Source organism: uncultured Nostoc sp. (assembly GCF_964245445.1).
Lineage (GTDB): Bacteria > Cyanobacteriota > Cyanobacteriia > Cyanobacteriales > Nostocaceae > Nostoc.
The window spans coordinates 20,854-35,516 of sequence record NZ_CAXTNE010000001.1; the positions used below are offsets into that span (position 1 = coordinate 20,854).

A 14,663-nucleotide genomic window follows, 5' to 3' on the forward strand; every position below is an offset into this window, starting at 1 on the left:
GAAGCGATCGCATCTGGGGCAAGAAAGCTGATACAACAGTTAAGTTAACTTAGAATCAAATATCAAAAATTCACGTCTATTAAAGTAATAGATAGGGAAACAAAAGTGAAAACTGATAAGTTTCTCAAGACCCCTTGATTTGAGTGTGAGTGTATCTAAAATGAAAAAACTGTATCCTGACTGGGTGCGTCACTTAAAAATACTCTTTACTGGTGCAGCACTGTCTTTAAGTGTTTTTACTACTACTGGAACGAGTGAAGTTTGGGCGAATACTAAAGATCAAGTAATTGCCCAAACAATCCAGACATTACAACAATCAGATCAGCGTTGGATTCAAATTGATCTTTCAAAGCAACGATTAATAGCTTGGGAAGGTGACAGAGTGGTTTATGGAAGTGCTATTTCTTCTGGCAAAAAAGGTACTCCCACTCTTGTTGGTACTTTTAAAATCCAATCTAAGTTCAAAACTACACGGATGCAGGGGGAAAACTACAATGTTCCCAACGTTCCTTATGCGATGTTTTACCAAGGTAATTACGGTATTCACGGTGCTTACTGGCATAAAAGGTTTGGCACACCAGTCAGCCACGGCTGTGTAAATCTCGCACCTAAACATGCTAAATGGCTATTCGAGTGGGCATCGGTAGGCACACCAGTAGTCATCCAGAAATAGTAGGTGAAGCAACCAAAAGGCAATTTAGAGAAAATAATTAATAACAACAAATCAAGACAATTGAGTGATTCCCAGCAATATTTTATGCTGGGAATCTTCGGAGTCGGAATTATTGAATTTGGAATAAAATAGAGAAGAGGGCATTTAACGATTTGCTCAAAAGAATAAGCGTAAACCCTGACAATTACTGTGTGAAATTAAAAATGCAAATATAAATTTGGGGAAAGTTTGTATTTAGGCATTTCAATAACAGATTTTTTGTAAAAGTGTCCTTTGTAATTAGTCATTGGTCATTAGTTAAAACTCATCATTTAATTAAGGACAAATGACAAATGTGCAAATTGGATGCAGATTAGCTTAAGACTTGTTTTGAAAAGCATTAGCAGATGAATTGCGTAAATCCTGAACAGGAAGTGATTAATCAATCTGGAAATTTGTAGTTTTCCAGAAAATTAGTTCACTTCACAATTTTTGCGTAGTTTAGAGGTGAGGCATAATGCAATCTTGGATTCGCAGTGGTAGGATTCGTTCTTCAGGAACTTTTTGTACAGGCGTGGCGCTGATGGTGGCAACTCTATTTTCTTGGTCATCACCTTTAGCAGGTACACCTAACTTTACTACAGCAACAGCCGCGTCAGTGGATGAAAACAGCATCACTGCATCTAATATCAGGCAAACATCCCAACTTCGCTGGATTGAAATTGACTTGTCAGAGCAACGCTTACGTGCATGGGGAGGTAAAAGACTTGTTTATTCATACCGCATTTCTGGAGGCAAGCGATCGACCCCCACACCCATAGGTAGATTTCGGATTAATTCTAAGTATCGTACTCACCGGATGCGAGGCAGGAACTACAATGTTCCTGATGTTCCTTACACAATGTATTTTTACAGAGGCTATGCTATCCACGGTGCTTACTGGCATAACCGTTTTGGAACTCCAGTTAGCCACGGTTGCGTAAATTTACCTGTTAAGCAAGCTCGCAATCTTTACAACTGGGCTTCAACGGGAACTTTAGTAGTGGTGCATAAATGATCAATTCATCATCATTGCTGTAATTCTTACCTTAATGTATGGACAGGTGCGTTACACTTCGTCAACGCACCTGTCCATATATACTGCTATGACTAAAAACACATTTTCGAGAGATTTAAGAGCCATGAGGCTTCTGTCACTTGCACAGAGTAAGTTTTTTGCCAACCAATCATACATAGTACTGAATAGTTAAGGGATGTTTATGTATGCTTACCCTACCCTCAAAAATTTTCTCTTGTCAATTCGCTACGAACTTATGCACAGTTGTACTTAGATAAATATATTAATAGTATATTTATCTATCTATGTACTTAGTTTATCCCTATTTTTCTGACTTTTCAACAAAAAAGCGCACCGTAATTTATAAAGTCAATGTGTAATTACTTATTTTTCAGTAATAATACTGATTTATCAAGCAAGCTGCTAGCTTTAAAATGCTTATTTTACAGCTAAGGGCGGTGACAACCCTGTTGAATTATAGGACTCCTATTTGATTTTGAACAACTAAGCTGCTTAGAAGCTTGACATAAAAAGCACAGATTTATCATTGCATCGTTTGTTTAGTTTGAGTACTCACTCGGAATAGCATAATTGCTAATTCTGTTAAGTAGGAGTATTAATTAGTACCTAATTGTTCTCTTCCACTAATGATTGCTAGGGTGGCGAGTACAACAATATTTATCAGGAGTTTTATGATAAAAACATTCAATAAACAATTGCTTTTAGGCTTGACAGGTGCTTGTTTGGTATTTGGATATTCCAGTTTATTAGCTACAGAAACTTCTCGGCAAAGCTTGTCAACCTCAAAAGATGAAAATTTGTTGCCAGAAAAAGAAGACAAAGACAATGTTAATCAATATCTTTTTGATAAGACAAGGGATAGTTATAATTTCCTCGAAGCAAAGCTAAATGAAGCTATTAAGGATACAGAAATTACAGATGATAAGACTAAGGTGATAAAAAATCTTATTGTATTGGGAAAAAATAATCAAGTTAATAACATGAATGAAAATAGTAACGAACAAAAAATTTTAATGGTGTCTTGGATAGATTTAACAGATAAATACAATAAGCATTGGGAGGAGCATTTGAAGAAACATGAACTTGATAAAATAGACCATACTACTTGGTTAACAGTACCTGATCAAGTAAAAGATTTTTGTAATAAATGTAAAGGCATAAATATGGACATTAGTGGCAAAATGATGCTTTCGCTAAGATTGCAGCAATATTTAGGCTTACTTTTAACGCTAAAAGATAAGAAGACTCATTTTGTAGAAATATTGGTCAAAGCCAAAGATATAGAAAGGCCATGTACAAACTCAGACATTAGTACTTCTAGTTGTACAAATTTTGATTTTAATAGCCTTGACAAGACAAGTTTTTTGTACACACAATTCAATAAAACTCATTATTTAAATAAAGAAAAACCTAAGAAACTGTATCCATTTACAGGGTTAGGTTACACATATGATTGGGGGAATCCTAAAACACATGTAGGGGCTACTGAATTTATCATTAAAGGAAACAAAGAGAAACCAGTAGAAGTAGAAGTTGTCTCTATAAAATCTACAGAAGAATACTGTCAAAAGAATTCTCTTCTAACCAGGGCGAACGCACGGGATTTCTGAAACCCTTGCTGGATAAGGATATTGACGAAAAAATAGGCTAAATTTAAAAACGTCAAAACCCTTGCTATTAAAGGATTATTATACTTTAGATGCGTTTGCCCTGCTCTTCTAACAACACTTTCGCAAAAATAAAGAGGGCTTTCCTTAATCTAAAATCTAAAATCTAAAATTGGCACGGTCAAATATCTCCCAGTCCGACTCTCAACCACACAAGTTTAGATAAATCTGAAGTCAGGAGTTAATTATGACAAGTGAAATCAAGAAAATTGACATCAACCAAATCGTTGAAATTGTTACCCCTTTTGATGATTTTGAACACGAACCACTGTTAGATGAGATACAGGGAAACATCCTCAAATCACACGGACGAAACCATGCTGTTTATTTGTTCTTGAAATTCGAGGGCGACATTGAAGCCGCCAAGCAATGGATTGGCAGTTTTACTTACAGGTATGTCACCTCAGCATTGGAGCAAGCCGAGCAGGGAAAGCTGTATCGGCAGAAGAAAGACGTACCAGGTAAACTATTTGCCAACTTCTTCTTGACAAAGGCTGGTTACATACACTTAGGGTATACCTACCAGAATCTGCCCAATGAAGATGCATTTCAGAAAGGGATGAAACATGGCGACATGCAGAATCAACTCGGCGACGATTCCAATCAATGGGAGGATGGTTTTAAAAATAATGAAATTCATGCTCTGATCTTGCTTGCAGCTGATAAGATAGTAGGCCCCAGAACCCAGGAAGCAAAGCTTGAGGAGCAAAAGGATCAGAGTAAGCTGCGTCAGCAACCTGCTCTATTGAAAAACAAAGTAGCGGCAATAAAAAAAGAACTGGATGCGATCGCCTCCGTTGTCCACGAGCAAATAGGTTACGTCCTCAGAGATGAAAAGACTGGAGAAGAGATCGAACACTTCGGATTCCGAGATGGAGTCAGTCAACCGTTGTTTCTGAAGCGAGATATTAACAACGAAAGAGAACATAGCGACTTTTCCAAATGGGACCCCCGCGCACCCCTAGAGTTGGTTTTGTTCAAAGATCCCTTGGGTACAAAACAGGAGAGTTACGGTAGCTTCTTGGTATTCCGTAAACTGGAGCAGAATGTTAAAGCCTGGGAGAAAGATGTTAAAGACAAACTAGCTGAAAAGCTGAAAGGTTCTGGAAAACCAAATCCAGCTTTAGCAGGAGCATACACTATGGGACGCTTCCAGGATGGAACACCAGTAGTCAGCCAAGCATCAAGTGGTAAAGGCTCTCAAGATAACAACTTTAATTATCAAGATGATCCGCAAGGTTTTAAGTGCCCCTTCCACGCCCACACTCGTAAGGTGAATCCCCGTGGAGATACATCAGCCTTTGCAACTCTAGAGCAGGAGAAGATGCGTCGGATTGCCCGTCGGGGAATCAACTATGGCACCCTCCCCAGCGAAAAGCCAGAAAACGACGCTGGACTGCTGTTTATGAGCTTCCAAGCTAGTTTAGTAAATCAGTTCAACTTCATGCAGAATGCATGGGCTAAAGCTAATGACTTTATCAAACCAGGTGTAGGAACAGATGTAGTTATTGGTGTAGAAAAGAAAGGAGACGACAACACAGACGTCACGGAGACATACAATTGGCCGACTAACTGGGGCGCAAAAGAGCAGACTGAAGCTGACTTTACCCATTGGGTAACGATGAAAGGCGGAGAATTTTTCTTTGCCCCTTGCATGAGTTTTCTTAAGTCGCTTGCTCCCGAACCCAGCCGCAATATTGAATTTCGGGGAGTCCCTAAACAAGAGATCGAAGCTGCTCAAGGCGTAATCGCTGAACTCCAAAATTACAAGCAGAGGAACTGGGGAATTGGTCTAAACGGAGATACCACTCAGCCAGACGGATTCCTGACCTTCTTCAACCAGCGAAAGCTGTTATTCAAGTTTTACTTGCAAAATCAAGTTGGATTCGGTGAATACGCTGCCTACGATGAGAATATCAAAACCCTAAATAAGTACATTGCAGATGTAATCAACCAAGAGAGTGACGCCTGCGAATATAAGATCGCTGAACTTGAGGAATACAAAGACCGCAAGTGGGCAATTGGTCTAAACGGAGATAGCATTGAGCCGGACGGATTTGTTAATTTCTTTGGCGAACGAGAGTTACCATTCAAGTTTTTTGTGCGAAGCAAAGGTATTTCATTGGGTGATGACTCTGCCTACGATGATAATATCAATACACTGAATAAATACATTAGTTCTCTCAACAGTGAGGTTCCCTCAACAGTAAGTACGTTCTAACGGGGTTTACTTCATCCTTCAGATGACCGTTGTCAAGTGCGATAGCTGATCGTGTAATCACTTTGCTTATCGCACCTCACTCTATATCACTCAATTTTTTATTTAGTTATCGGCGCGATCGCTCCCTATCCTGGATTTCTCCCAAGGGGAGACACTGCGCGAACAAGTCGGCATTAACTCCCTCAATAGTTCTGAGTGCGACGCGATAGTGTTCGTGTACCGTCTCGTAGAGAAGCGTTATATCCGGGATTTCAACGGTTGCGGTATCCCACTTTTAAATCCTTTTAGTTAATTAACTTAACTGTGCCACAAGTTGATTTTCCAACAGCGTATTATTCGTTAATAAGTCTTCAACGGTGATTCGCAAAAAGCGTTGCTCATCAACTTGAAAAAGAATTTTTATGCGATCGCTTCCAGGATATCCGGCCGGTGTCAGTTGGGCAATTGTCCTTGCGCCTTCTTGATCATTGAGGGGTTTGACACTGGTTTCACTATTGTCCATCCGACGCGTAATCAAGCGATCGCCATCAAAATAAACTTCAGTACTACCCGTATCTGCTCCCAATTCTCCTATAATTAGTTCAATGCTGGGCTGATTTTCTAGTGAAGCGCCTAAGACTAATTCCACTGGCTGACTCATTGGGTATGCTTGTCCAGCTTTAATCAGAGAATGCCATTTGTGACGCTGATTGCGACGATCCCAGTAGCGAATACCATAACTATGATACAGAAAGTCTTTGATTTGTATCCCTTGTGCTAACTGTAATGCACCTTGAGCGATCGCTTCAAAGGGACGTTCACAACGGATTTTTTCTGGTTCAAAATACTGTTTGATCCATGTCTGCACTGCTGGCAATTGCACTGTCCCACCAACTAACAAAACTGCATTAATATCTGGAAGTTCTATCCCTTGCCTTCTTGCTTGCTGCAACAGTGTTGTCATTGACTCATCCAATAACTCAAAAAAGGCATGTTCTTTGAGGATATCTTCAAAAGTATCGCGGTTTAGTTCCAGTTCATAACTTTCAAATGTCTCATCATCAAAATAAACTTCACTAGCTTGATTTTGAGTTGATAGCTGAATTTTTACCCGTTCTGCCAATCTTGTTGTCAAGGGACTTACCACCAACTCTTGAGTTTTGGCAAAATAATCTACCAACCAATTATCAATATCAGTACCGCCCAAATTTTGCCCAGCTTTCGCCAGTACACGGGCTGTTTTAACTTTTTGTTTTGAATCTTCAGCTAAAGACTTATTACCCCACTTGAGGAGAAATCCCAGGGGCTTGGTGGTTGTTTGCACACTTTGATCCAACCGAACAAGGGACAAATCTAAAGTTCCACCCCCAAAGTCAATTACCAAGAGAATTTCTTGATTTGCCAAGCCATAACCCAAGGCGGCGGCTGTGGGTTCATCCAGCATCCGCACTTGTTCGACGGGGAGGGCTTGACAAACTGTCCCCAACCAGTGGCGATAAGCTTCAAAACTGTCTACGGGTACGGTTAATACTAGAGAATCTAACCCCCCTTCCAGGGGAGCTAGTTCTTCAATTACTTTGGTGAGGAACCATTGCCCTACTTGCTCAAAGGTGACAATTTGTCCATCTAGTTCGGGTAAGAAACCTTGGATATCTGCACCGATACCCCGCTTGAAGCTGCGGAAAAATCGCGTTTCGCCTTTGAGGTCAAGACCGCGATCGCGCACTTGTTGCCCTATTAAGACTTGATTTTTTGTTGCGTCTTCAACATAAACCAAGCTGGGAATCAGTGGTGGATTGAGACTTTGTTTAATTGATAAACCTGGTAGAGTCAGGGTTTCTGGCTGTTGGGTTACAGGGTTCCAACGAGCAATGACTGTGTTGCTAGTACCAAAATCGATTGCGATCGCCATATTTTATATTTATTCTCTCGCACGAAGACACTAAAGCTGCTTTATCTGTGATTATTCTCTATAAGGCATCAACAATGCAAATGCGTCCAGACGCTTGCTTCTTTGCACCCAACCCAGATATCGATTCAGTCTGTTGCAGCGAAGTGTTAGCTGCAACGGATAGCAGAGTTAGACAATTGACTTGTCAGAAAGCATGGAAATGTTGCAAGGGTCACGAATTGTTCCCCACTACCATAGCCTAATGCTGCTATATTTTCGTTGTAGATTAATTCTCACTGAACTGAAATCGAAATCACCAATTTTATTGGTCACAGTGTTTCTACTTTCTTGATCAGGTGGTTAAAAGTGAGAAATCCCAATTTCCATACAGTATAAGCTACTAACTAATGCTTCCATTCAGTGCAGCTATTTTTTAGCTGTCCTCTGATGTCAAAACTAGTTCAGTCTAGCTTGTTTTGAAATCCGTCTAGTTATTTCAATTTCTTGCTTGATTTTATCTGCTTCGTCTTGACATTCCTCTGCTAGTCCTTCAAGATTATTCGCTATTGACAATACCTCTTGTGCTAACTGTTTCGTCTGTGCTGATTTTTGATCATATTTTTGAGAGGCTTCTGTAATTTCAGAAAAAATATCTTTGTATTCTTCAGGTGGATTTTCCAACCACTCGTCAAACTCACTTTGCGGTTTTTGAAGAATAGCAATAGTTTTTTCCCAGGAGATTTTAAGACGCATATCTAACGTCTTAATCTCCTGAATTTTTGCCTTGAGTTGTTTGGTAGTATTTACTCCAGCTAACTCGTAGACTTTAGCTTTTAGCTCTTGAAGTTTCATGATTACTATTGAGCGTCCCCAATTTAGAGCATTTTATTGATCCGCTTATTTTAATTTTTGATAAAGTTTTTCATTCTCTTCACGAAGACGCTGACTCTCTTGAAATAATGTAGCAATTTGCTGTTTCTGCTGTTCAACTAAAGCTATTGCTTCATCTCTTTGCTGCTTATATCTTTTTGTATGGGCAACTCTTCCACCTAAACTCTTATTATTTTGAGCTAATTCCTGTCTTCGCTTCTCAACTTCATTATATTTCTTTTTAAGCTGCTCTAGTTCTTTAACCAATTCCACCTGAGCTTTACTATTCTCGGCTTCAGATCGAAAGGCTTCATTTTCCGCTTCTAGGGAAGCAATTCGTGCTTCTAATCTCTTAATTTCTTTATCTTTGCCAAACAGTTTCTCTTGTAATGCCTTGATCAAACCCAAGAGCTTGGATTTTTGTTGATCTTGTTCATGATAAGCTGCTTCAAGCTCATTAGCGCGATCGCGCAGACGACCAGCCCGATTCTGTAGAACTTTGGCTGTACATTCGTACTTAATAATCGCAATAACCCTGCTACGCTCTGGTTCCTCCAGTCGTTGAACTTCAAGGCTACGCCAAAGTTCATCATAGTTGGTACAATCATGGCGTAGATCCTGGGTTTTGACGTGTCCAGGATCTGCAATTAACTCAGAGTTTTTCAGCCGAACTCGGTCATGCCAATAGTCAAACAATGCCTTGCTGTCGTCCATGATTGTGCGATCGCTTGTAAAATAGCTATTTATCTTTAAACATAGAGTAACTGAAAGCTCAATAGGAGTCGTATTTACTCTGAACTGCTGTAAAAAATCTTCACTTTGTTGGGTAATTTACTATCTTCGCCATGATTGAGACGGAATTTAATAAATGCTTACCCTGCAATTGAACTAGGAATTCTATTTTTGGGGAACGAGTTTAGGCAATACCTGCTCAAGGATTCGTTTTTGACCATTAGGAGTCAGAGCAACTTCATCCTCTGCAACAGGTCGAATATCCTTACTTTTGATTAGCCTAGATATAGCAACATTAACGTTTTGAGGGTTTTGGCTGACAGCATGTTCGCGTAGTTCAGCCCGACTCAAGCGATTATTGGCGGCATGATACAGCAGCAACAGAACTTCATCCGTTGCATAAATATCCCTTGCCAGAACTAAAGGTTTTCCGTCCAATTCATGAATTACTGAATGTTCTAGTTGAACAATTTGGGCAATGGTTTCTGCAACAAGCTTTCGATCTCGATTCCAAACTAGGCGGAGAAATTCTGCAAAAATCCATTTGCTTGCATGAAGCACCAGCATTGAATCCATATAGTTTGCGGTGTAGTCAGTTGATATGTGAACAGCACCGCGATCGGAGCGAAATCCATATACAACCTCAATCACTTTAGCCAAATGATAACGATCCTTCGAGCCAAGTTGATGAGGAATATTTTTGTTCAATAAATCCTCACGAACCTTACCAGGCAATTTTCGATGATCAATCTTTCCGGTATCCATTTGAAGCAAGCAACGCGAAATCGCTTCACAAAACCGCCCACCGTCTAGTTCTGTTGGTTGCCAGTCGCCAGCTAGAAATCGTTGCTGCATTTCGACGTAGCATTCAACCACTGCATGGGCAAAGTAAGAGTCAATAATTGTCGAAAGTTCCTGAATTAGTTGCTTAGATGTCCTTCTCATGGTTACACCTCACCAGAATTTTCAGAAGATTCATCGGTGAATGCGTTACCTTGTCTGGAGCTTGTCAATCTCTCAACCTCAGCCAAGCCTGGAGGTAGTAATTGGAAGCCACTTTGCACTTTAATCAAACTTCCTTGTCCTGAAGCTGCTTGTAAAGTGCGTTCTAAATGACGCTCATCTATCTTGATGCCAAATCCCAAATACAGAAATTGCTTTAGCTTGTAGCTTGAAACCACTATCTCAGCATTGCTTGTTGCTTTACCAATTGCCCACAGGCCAAACAATCCCTTCTGAATGACTGTGCAATCTTTAATGGCTGCATGAAAATCAATATTAGAGGCGAGTGGTTTCCAGTTGGCTACCCAAGACTCCACTTCTTTGGAAAACCCATTATTCTTACGCTTGCCATTCTTTGTAGAATTTTCTGAATCCTCGTCGCTTCTGGCACTGGACTTCGAGCTTCGCGAACCTGCACCTGTGGTTAAATTCCACTTGTCTTCTATTGAGCGATCAAGCACCTGTACAAGAACTTTTCGCGCTTGTTCTTGTCCCGACAGTCGCAGTCCAACCATATCTCTCTCAACAATCAAGTCAGCACTCTTGCCAATCCATGTAGCGGTATTGTTGTCATACAATCTGACGCTTTTAAGAGTCTCATTTAATTCAGTGCGAGGAACTTCCTCCCGCCCATCAACATCCAATGAGTACAAGAGAACTAGATAGGTTAGCCTGCGTGCAGCATCTAACCTGTTTGCAGCTTTGAGCCGCGTTTCCATTAGCTGTAGTTGTTCACCATTGTGCCGGAAAATCTGTTTTAATTTGTCAGCGTCAATTCCATGAGCAGCAGGAAGTTGAGCAACTGTATCAATTGTAGATTTATTGTTCTCGTCGCTGGATTCGTCGTTGAATAAGGAAAGTTGTTGAGGTTTGGCATTACTTAAATCACGAATCACAGGACGACCATTAGGTGGTTTTCCAGGTGTTATTTGTCCACCAACGATCGCGGCGATCGCAGCACCACCCCAGCTAATACCTACTTCGTTGCTTAGAGCAGCCTGAATCTCACGTGAGTAGCCCTTGCTGGTTTCAACGAATTTTAATGTGTTCATTATGGGAGGTAGGCTAACGCCATTGCTTGATACAGAACCGTTATGCCCTTCACCTATTGGGGTTCTACACATTACACATCGTTTTGCGCCAGGAAGAAGCATTTCACGGCAGTTTTTACATCGAATCTGCTGAAGGCAGTTAGAACAGTAGAATCCATTGCTAGACAAGGAATGTTGGCAGGAGGGACATGTTTGCATATTTTTAAGTCTCTAAAACTCTATTTGAACTGCATTTTACAAAGAGGTTCAGATAGAGCGCGACTATTTGGCAGTATTAGAAACTATAAAATTAAATCTTTAGGAACTATACTTAGCAACAGTTTTAAACTTTTTATAAATTACAGGTCAATACTTTTATATTATTGACTTTTCAGGGTGAAATATAGTTTATGGCGCATTCTTATGCTGCTCTTCCTGCCTTCGAGCGACTTTTACTATTAATTGCAACCTTTGTCCGATATCCAGGAGTTGGTTGTATTGATCCTATGCAATCTGACTCTAATAATCATGATACATTGCAATTAGTACAATTGTACCTACAAAAAGTAGCAAGCGAATTAAATGTAAAGCTACCGCCATATTCGCGTCATACCATCCAAAAAGATTTGAAGATTCTTCGTCGCTATGGACTTTTGGATAGGCGACCTTACCGCTGGGGTTACTATGTTGGTAGAGGTCTAATGAATCGGGAGGAGTTACAAGTTGCGCTCAATGCCCTACACTCTCAGGCAAGATATCAGGAAGACCCTCAAATTAATCGGATCTATCAAAGACTAATGCGGCGATTAGGAGGGTTAAACCTGAAAGATGAGATGCTTTATCCGGTGAGAACCCAATTAGACCGAGTTATTGTCTACACCGATCCGGTGGAAATGATGGCCAAGGGCAGATATCAAAGCCGAGGCACGCTATTTGAAAAACTAGATACACTTGAAGCAGCAATTATTAAAGGGCAAGCAGTCGAGCTTTATCGCTGTCGTAATCCGTACAATCCCAACAAAACCAGATATGAGCAAGTTTATCCTTTACAATTGATTTATGCAGACATTGCCTGGTATTTGTTGCTGGAAGATTATAACAACGGTCATCTCGTAGTGTCACGTATTGATCGCTTTAGTGATCACTTCAATGTTCTGGATAGCAAAGGCCGCGGCTTAGATAGCCAATGGAAAAGCTTACATATCGCTCATCGACTCTTAAAGGCAGGTTGTGGCTTGAAGTTGGGTTTAAGAGAAGAGCAACAAAAGGAGATTCGTGGAGAACTGGAGCTTGTAGAAGTGAAAGTTCGATTTTTCCCTGAAGTAATGGGATTTATCCAAGAGGGAGAAAAGCGACATCTTCACCAAAAAATCAAACTAGGGCCGAAGGGAAAAGATGGCAAACCTACTTACGTAGATTACATTGTTAAACTTCCTGAGCGATCGCTAGAGGAGTTTTGTCGCTGGGTTTACCGCTTCATGGGCAATGCTCAGTTCATCTCTCCTCAACATCTAGCTGAACAACACGAGAAATTTGCTCGTGTATTAATAGATCGCTATTCTTGTAAAGGCACTAAATCAAGATGATTGACCAGTTTTTGTAATACAACCCTTTTGCATCGCCATAATTGCCTCTTTCAGAAAGGTACTGCTCCTCACTCCGGTAATCACTATGACCAGAGATGGAAATGCAGCGATAAAGATTAGAGCAGAAGGTATCAGATGGCTATTGGGGAAAGACTGATCTCTGCTGTAAAAGGGTAAGTAAGACCTCATCCTGCGCAAAAGTCTAAGTGGAGGCACTGGCTAATTAGTACAGAAACCTAATCTAACCCGGTAACTCCGGGTTAGTGATAGATAGTTTAAATAGTTTACACTCAATCTTCATGCCGTAACTGCCATGCTGCACCGCAAGCGGCCCCAGCCCCAGCTAACAATCCGGTACTCATTCCTTGGATAGTTTTTTGGATCGGATCTTGGGTTAGACACTCACTTGTAAGCTTACTGTCTTCCAAGCAGAGGCTGCTTTCTGCCCAAGCAGCAGTACCTCCTAAAATTACACCAGTTATACTACAGCAAACAACTAGCAGCAAAAGACGTTGCGTTTTTCTAACCATAGATAGATGTGTCAAAAATTAGAGATAGTAATTCACTCTCAATTACTTTACACATAGTTGCTAGCAAATGTCAGCTGGTTTCCAGATAATTTGCTAATATCAAAACTTAGATAACGATTAAAAAATCTGATTAAACATCGAATTTGAAAAAAATAACCTCTGGGGAAGGGATATCACCAGAGGTTTTTAATAAAGACATTGGAATAGGGAACTATTATAAAAATAAATTTATCTTTTTGCCAAGACTATTTTCTCCTTTTTAAAAACAGATCAAAGTTAATTTTATTTGTAATTAAGGATACAAATTACACTTATCAATCGCATAGCTCATATTTTTACCTTTTTTGAGGCACTAATACAGGCAACTGACGGGCACCGACAACGGATTTGGCGTGTTCTCCAACAGTCAAAACATTAAACTGACTGGATATAAGTTCTAAACTTTTATTCACGATTGCCAGTTTTTTATAAGTGGGAAGGCTCATTCCAGGGAAGAATGATAGCTCTGGCACATCCTCTTGACTTATAAAGTCTGTAGGATGGAATAGTAAAGAAGGCTGGACATGCGTCAGTTTACACAGCCACAGGGCAATTCGCAGGTAGAGTAACGCCACTTCCGAAGAAAATGTACTCAGATACATTATGTAACTGAAGTGAATTGGCACCTTGAAAATTGGCATGGTGGTAACAGGAATTTCTGTGAGTCTATCCTTGCCCATCTTCCACTGGTAAGGTTTCAGAGGCTGCAAACCGTCTTTGAAACCGCCAAAAAGGGCTTCTCGTTTCTTGCGTTCTTCCTTGCTCAGTTTACAAGTCATCAAATAATATGCTCGGGCGATGGGCCCCAAAAATGTGGGAAAAGTCGAAGCATCATACTCATATCCCCGTCGTGCTAAGACTTTCAATACCGCAGGAGAAAAACTGTATCCAGGCCCCCGGAAGCCGATAGGATGTTGATGAGTGACGCGCTTGATATGTTGTTCGGCTAAGGCCACCTCTTGTTCAATCTCATCCTCTGAATAGAGATGTAGCCAAGGATCGTGGTAAAATGAATGATTGCCAATTTCGTGACCGGCGATCGCGATCGCTTGTAATGCCTTAGTGTTCTTTTCCAGCGCTGCATCTTGACCGACAATGAAGACTGTGATTGTCAAATCCCATTGCTGAAAAATATTTAAGAAACGAGGGACTGCAATATCCAAGTAAGATGGAAAAGTCTCCCAACCTGGAGCGCCCTGATTTTTTAGAAAAGACCAAACATTATCCAAGTCTAAAGAAAGACTGGCTATTGGTTTGTTTCCTTGTCGCTTGATATTCATTATTTTTAAGCGTAAATATAATGTTAGATTTGGGTTTTATCGATCAAGTTTTCTACTAGGACTCAGCGCTCCTTTAATCTCGACTTGATCAACCTTTCGGAAAAC

The 14,663-nt window shown here is 40.4% G+C and carries 12 protein-coding genes; 5 read left to right on the forward strand and 7 right to left on the reverse strand.

The genetic code is table 11. The features are described 5' to 3' along the window. Window positions 1-160: 160 nt before the first annotated feature. From ACFE90_RS00115 to ACFE90_RS00130, 4 genes are all read left to right on the forward strand, one after another. Complete coding sequence (locus ACFE90_RS00115; RefSeq protein WP_375496613.1) at window positions 161-673, forward strand: L,D-transpeptidase; 513 nt, start codon at window positions 161-163, stop codon at window positions 671-673. Between the two features lie 496 nt (window positions 674-1,169). Beyond that, on the forward strand, window positions 1,170-1,709 hold the full coding sequence (locus ACFE90_RS00120; RefSeq protein ID WP_375496615.1) for a L,D-transpeptidase: 540 nt from the start codon (window positions 1,170-1,172) through the stop codon (window positions 1,707-1,709). A 692-nt stretch (window positions 1,710-2,401) separates the two neighbouring features. Then, window positions 2,402-3,340, forward strand: coding sequence for a hypothetical protein (locus ACFE90_RS00125; RefSeq protein ID WP_375496617.1), 939 nt, complete (start codon window positions 2,402-2,404; stop codon window positions 3,338-3,340). 244 nt (window positions 3,341-3,584) lie between these two features. Continuing rightward, entirely contained in the window at window positions 3,585-5,618 is a 2,034-nt protein-coding gene (locus ACFE90_RS00130) for a Dyp-type peroxidase (RefSeq protein ID WP_375496619.1), read from the forward strand. A 292-nt stretch (window positions 5,619-5,910) separates the two neighbouring features. On the opposite strand, the gene ACFE90_RS00135 is transcribed toward ACFE90_RS00130, so the two are convergent. The 5 genes from ACFE90_RS00135 to ACFE90_RS00155 form a co-directional block, all read right to left on the reverse strand. Next, the gene (locus ACFE90_RS00135; RefSeq protein WP_375496621.1) at window positions 5,911-7,509 is read right to left on the reverse strand and encodes an Hsp70 family protein; all 1,599 of its coding nucleotides are present in this window, start codon (window positions 7,507-7,509) and stop codon (window positions 5,911-5,913) included. A gap of 435 nt (window positions 7,510-7,944) precedes the next feature. Beyond that, window positions 7,945-8,340 (reverse strand): hypothetical protein, encoded by a 396-nt coding sequence (locus ACFE90_RS00140; protein ID WP_375496623.1) that lies wholly within the window; start codon window positions 8,338-8,340, stop codon window positions 7,945-7,947. A 45-nt stretch (window positions 8,341-8,385) separates the two neighbouring features. Beyond that, window positions 8,386-9,072 carry a hypothetical protein gene (locus ACFE90_RS00145; protein WP_375496625.1) on the reverse strand — a complete coding sequence of 229 codons (687 nt, stop codon included), beginning with the start codon at window positions 9,070-9,072 and terminating at the stop codon, window positions 8,386-8,388. 183 nt (window positions 9,073-9,255) lie between these two features. Beyond that, complete coding sequence (locus ACFE90_RS00150; RefSeq protein ID WP_375496627.1) at window positions 9,256-10,035, reverse strand: hypothetical protein; 780 nt, start codon at window positions 10,033-10,035, stop codon at window positions 9,256-9,258. A 2-nt stretch (window positions 10,036-10,037) separates the two neighbouring features. Further along, a complete protein-coding gene (locus ACFE90_RS00155) occupies window positions 10,038-11,216 on the reverse strand; it encodes a hypothetical protein (RefSeq protein ID WP_375496629.1) in 1,179 nt (392 codons plus the stop codon). Window positions 11,217-11,533: 317 nt separating this feature from the next. Between ACFE90_RS00155 and ACFE90_RS00160 the strand changes: the two genes are divergently transcribed. Then, the gene (locus ACFE90_RS00160) at window positions 11,534-12,709 is read left to right on the forward strand and encodes a helix-turn-helix transcriptional regulator (protein ID WP_375496631.1); all 1,176 of its coding nucleotides are present in this window, start codon (window positions 11,534-11,536) and stop codon (window positions 12,707-12,709) included. 290 nt (window positions 12,710-12,999) lie between these two features. Here ACFE90_RS00160 and ACFE90_RS00165 read toward each other — a convergent pair whose 3' ends face one another. Both ACFE90_RS00165 and ACFE90_RS00170 read right to left on the reverse strand, forming a co-directional pair. After that, window positions 13,000-13,239: a hypothetical protein gene (locus tag ACFE90_RS00165; RefSeq protein ID WP_109011689.1), complete on the reverse strand. Its 240-nt coding sequence runs from the start codon at window positions 13,237-13,239 to the stop codon at window positions 13,000-13,002. Window positions 13,240-13,574: 335 nt separating this feature from the next. Further along, entirely contained in the window at window positions 13,575-14,558 is a 984-nt protein-coding gene (locus tag ACFE90_RS00170; protein WP_375496633.1) for a polysaccharide deacetylase family protein, read from the reverse strand. Between the last annotated feature and the right edge of the window lie 105 nt (window positions 14,559-14,663).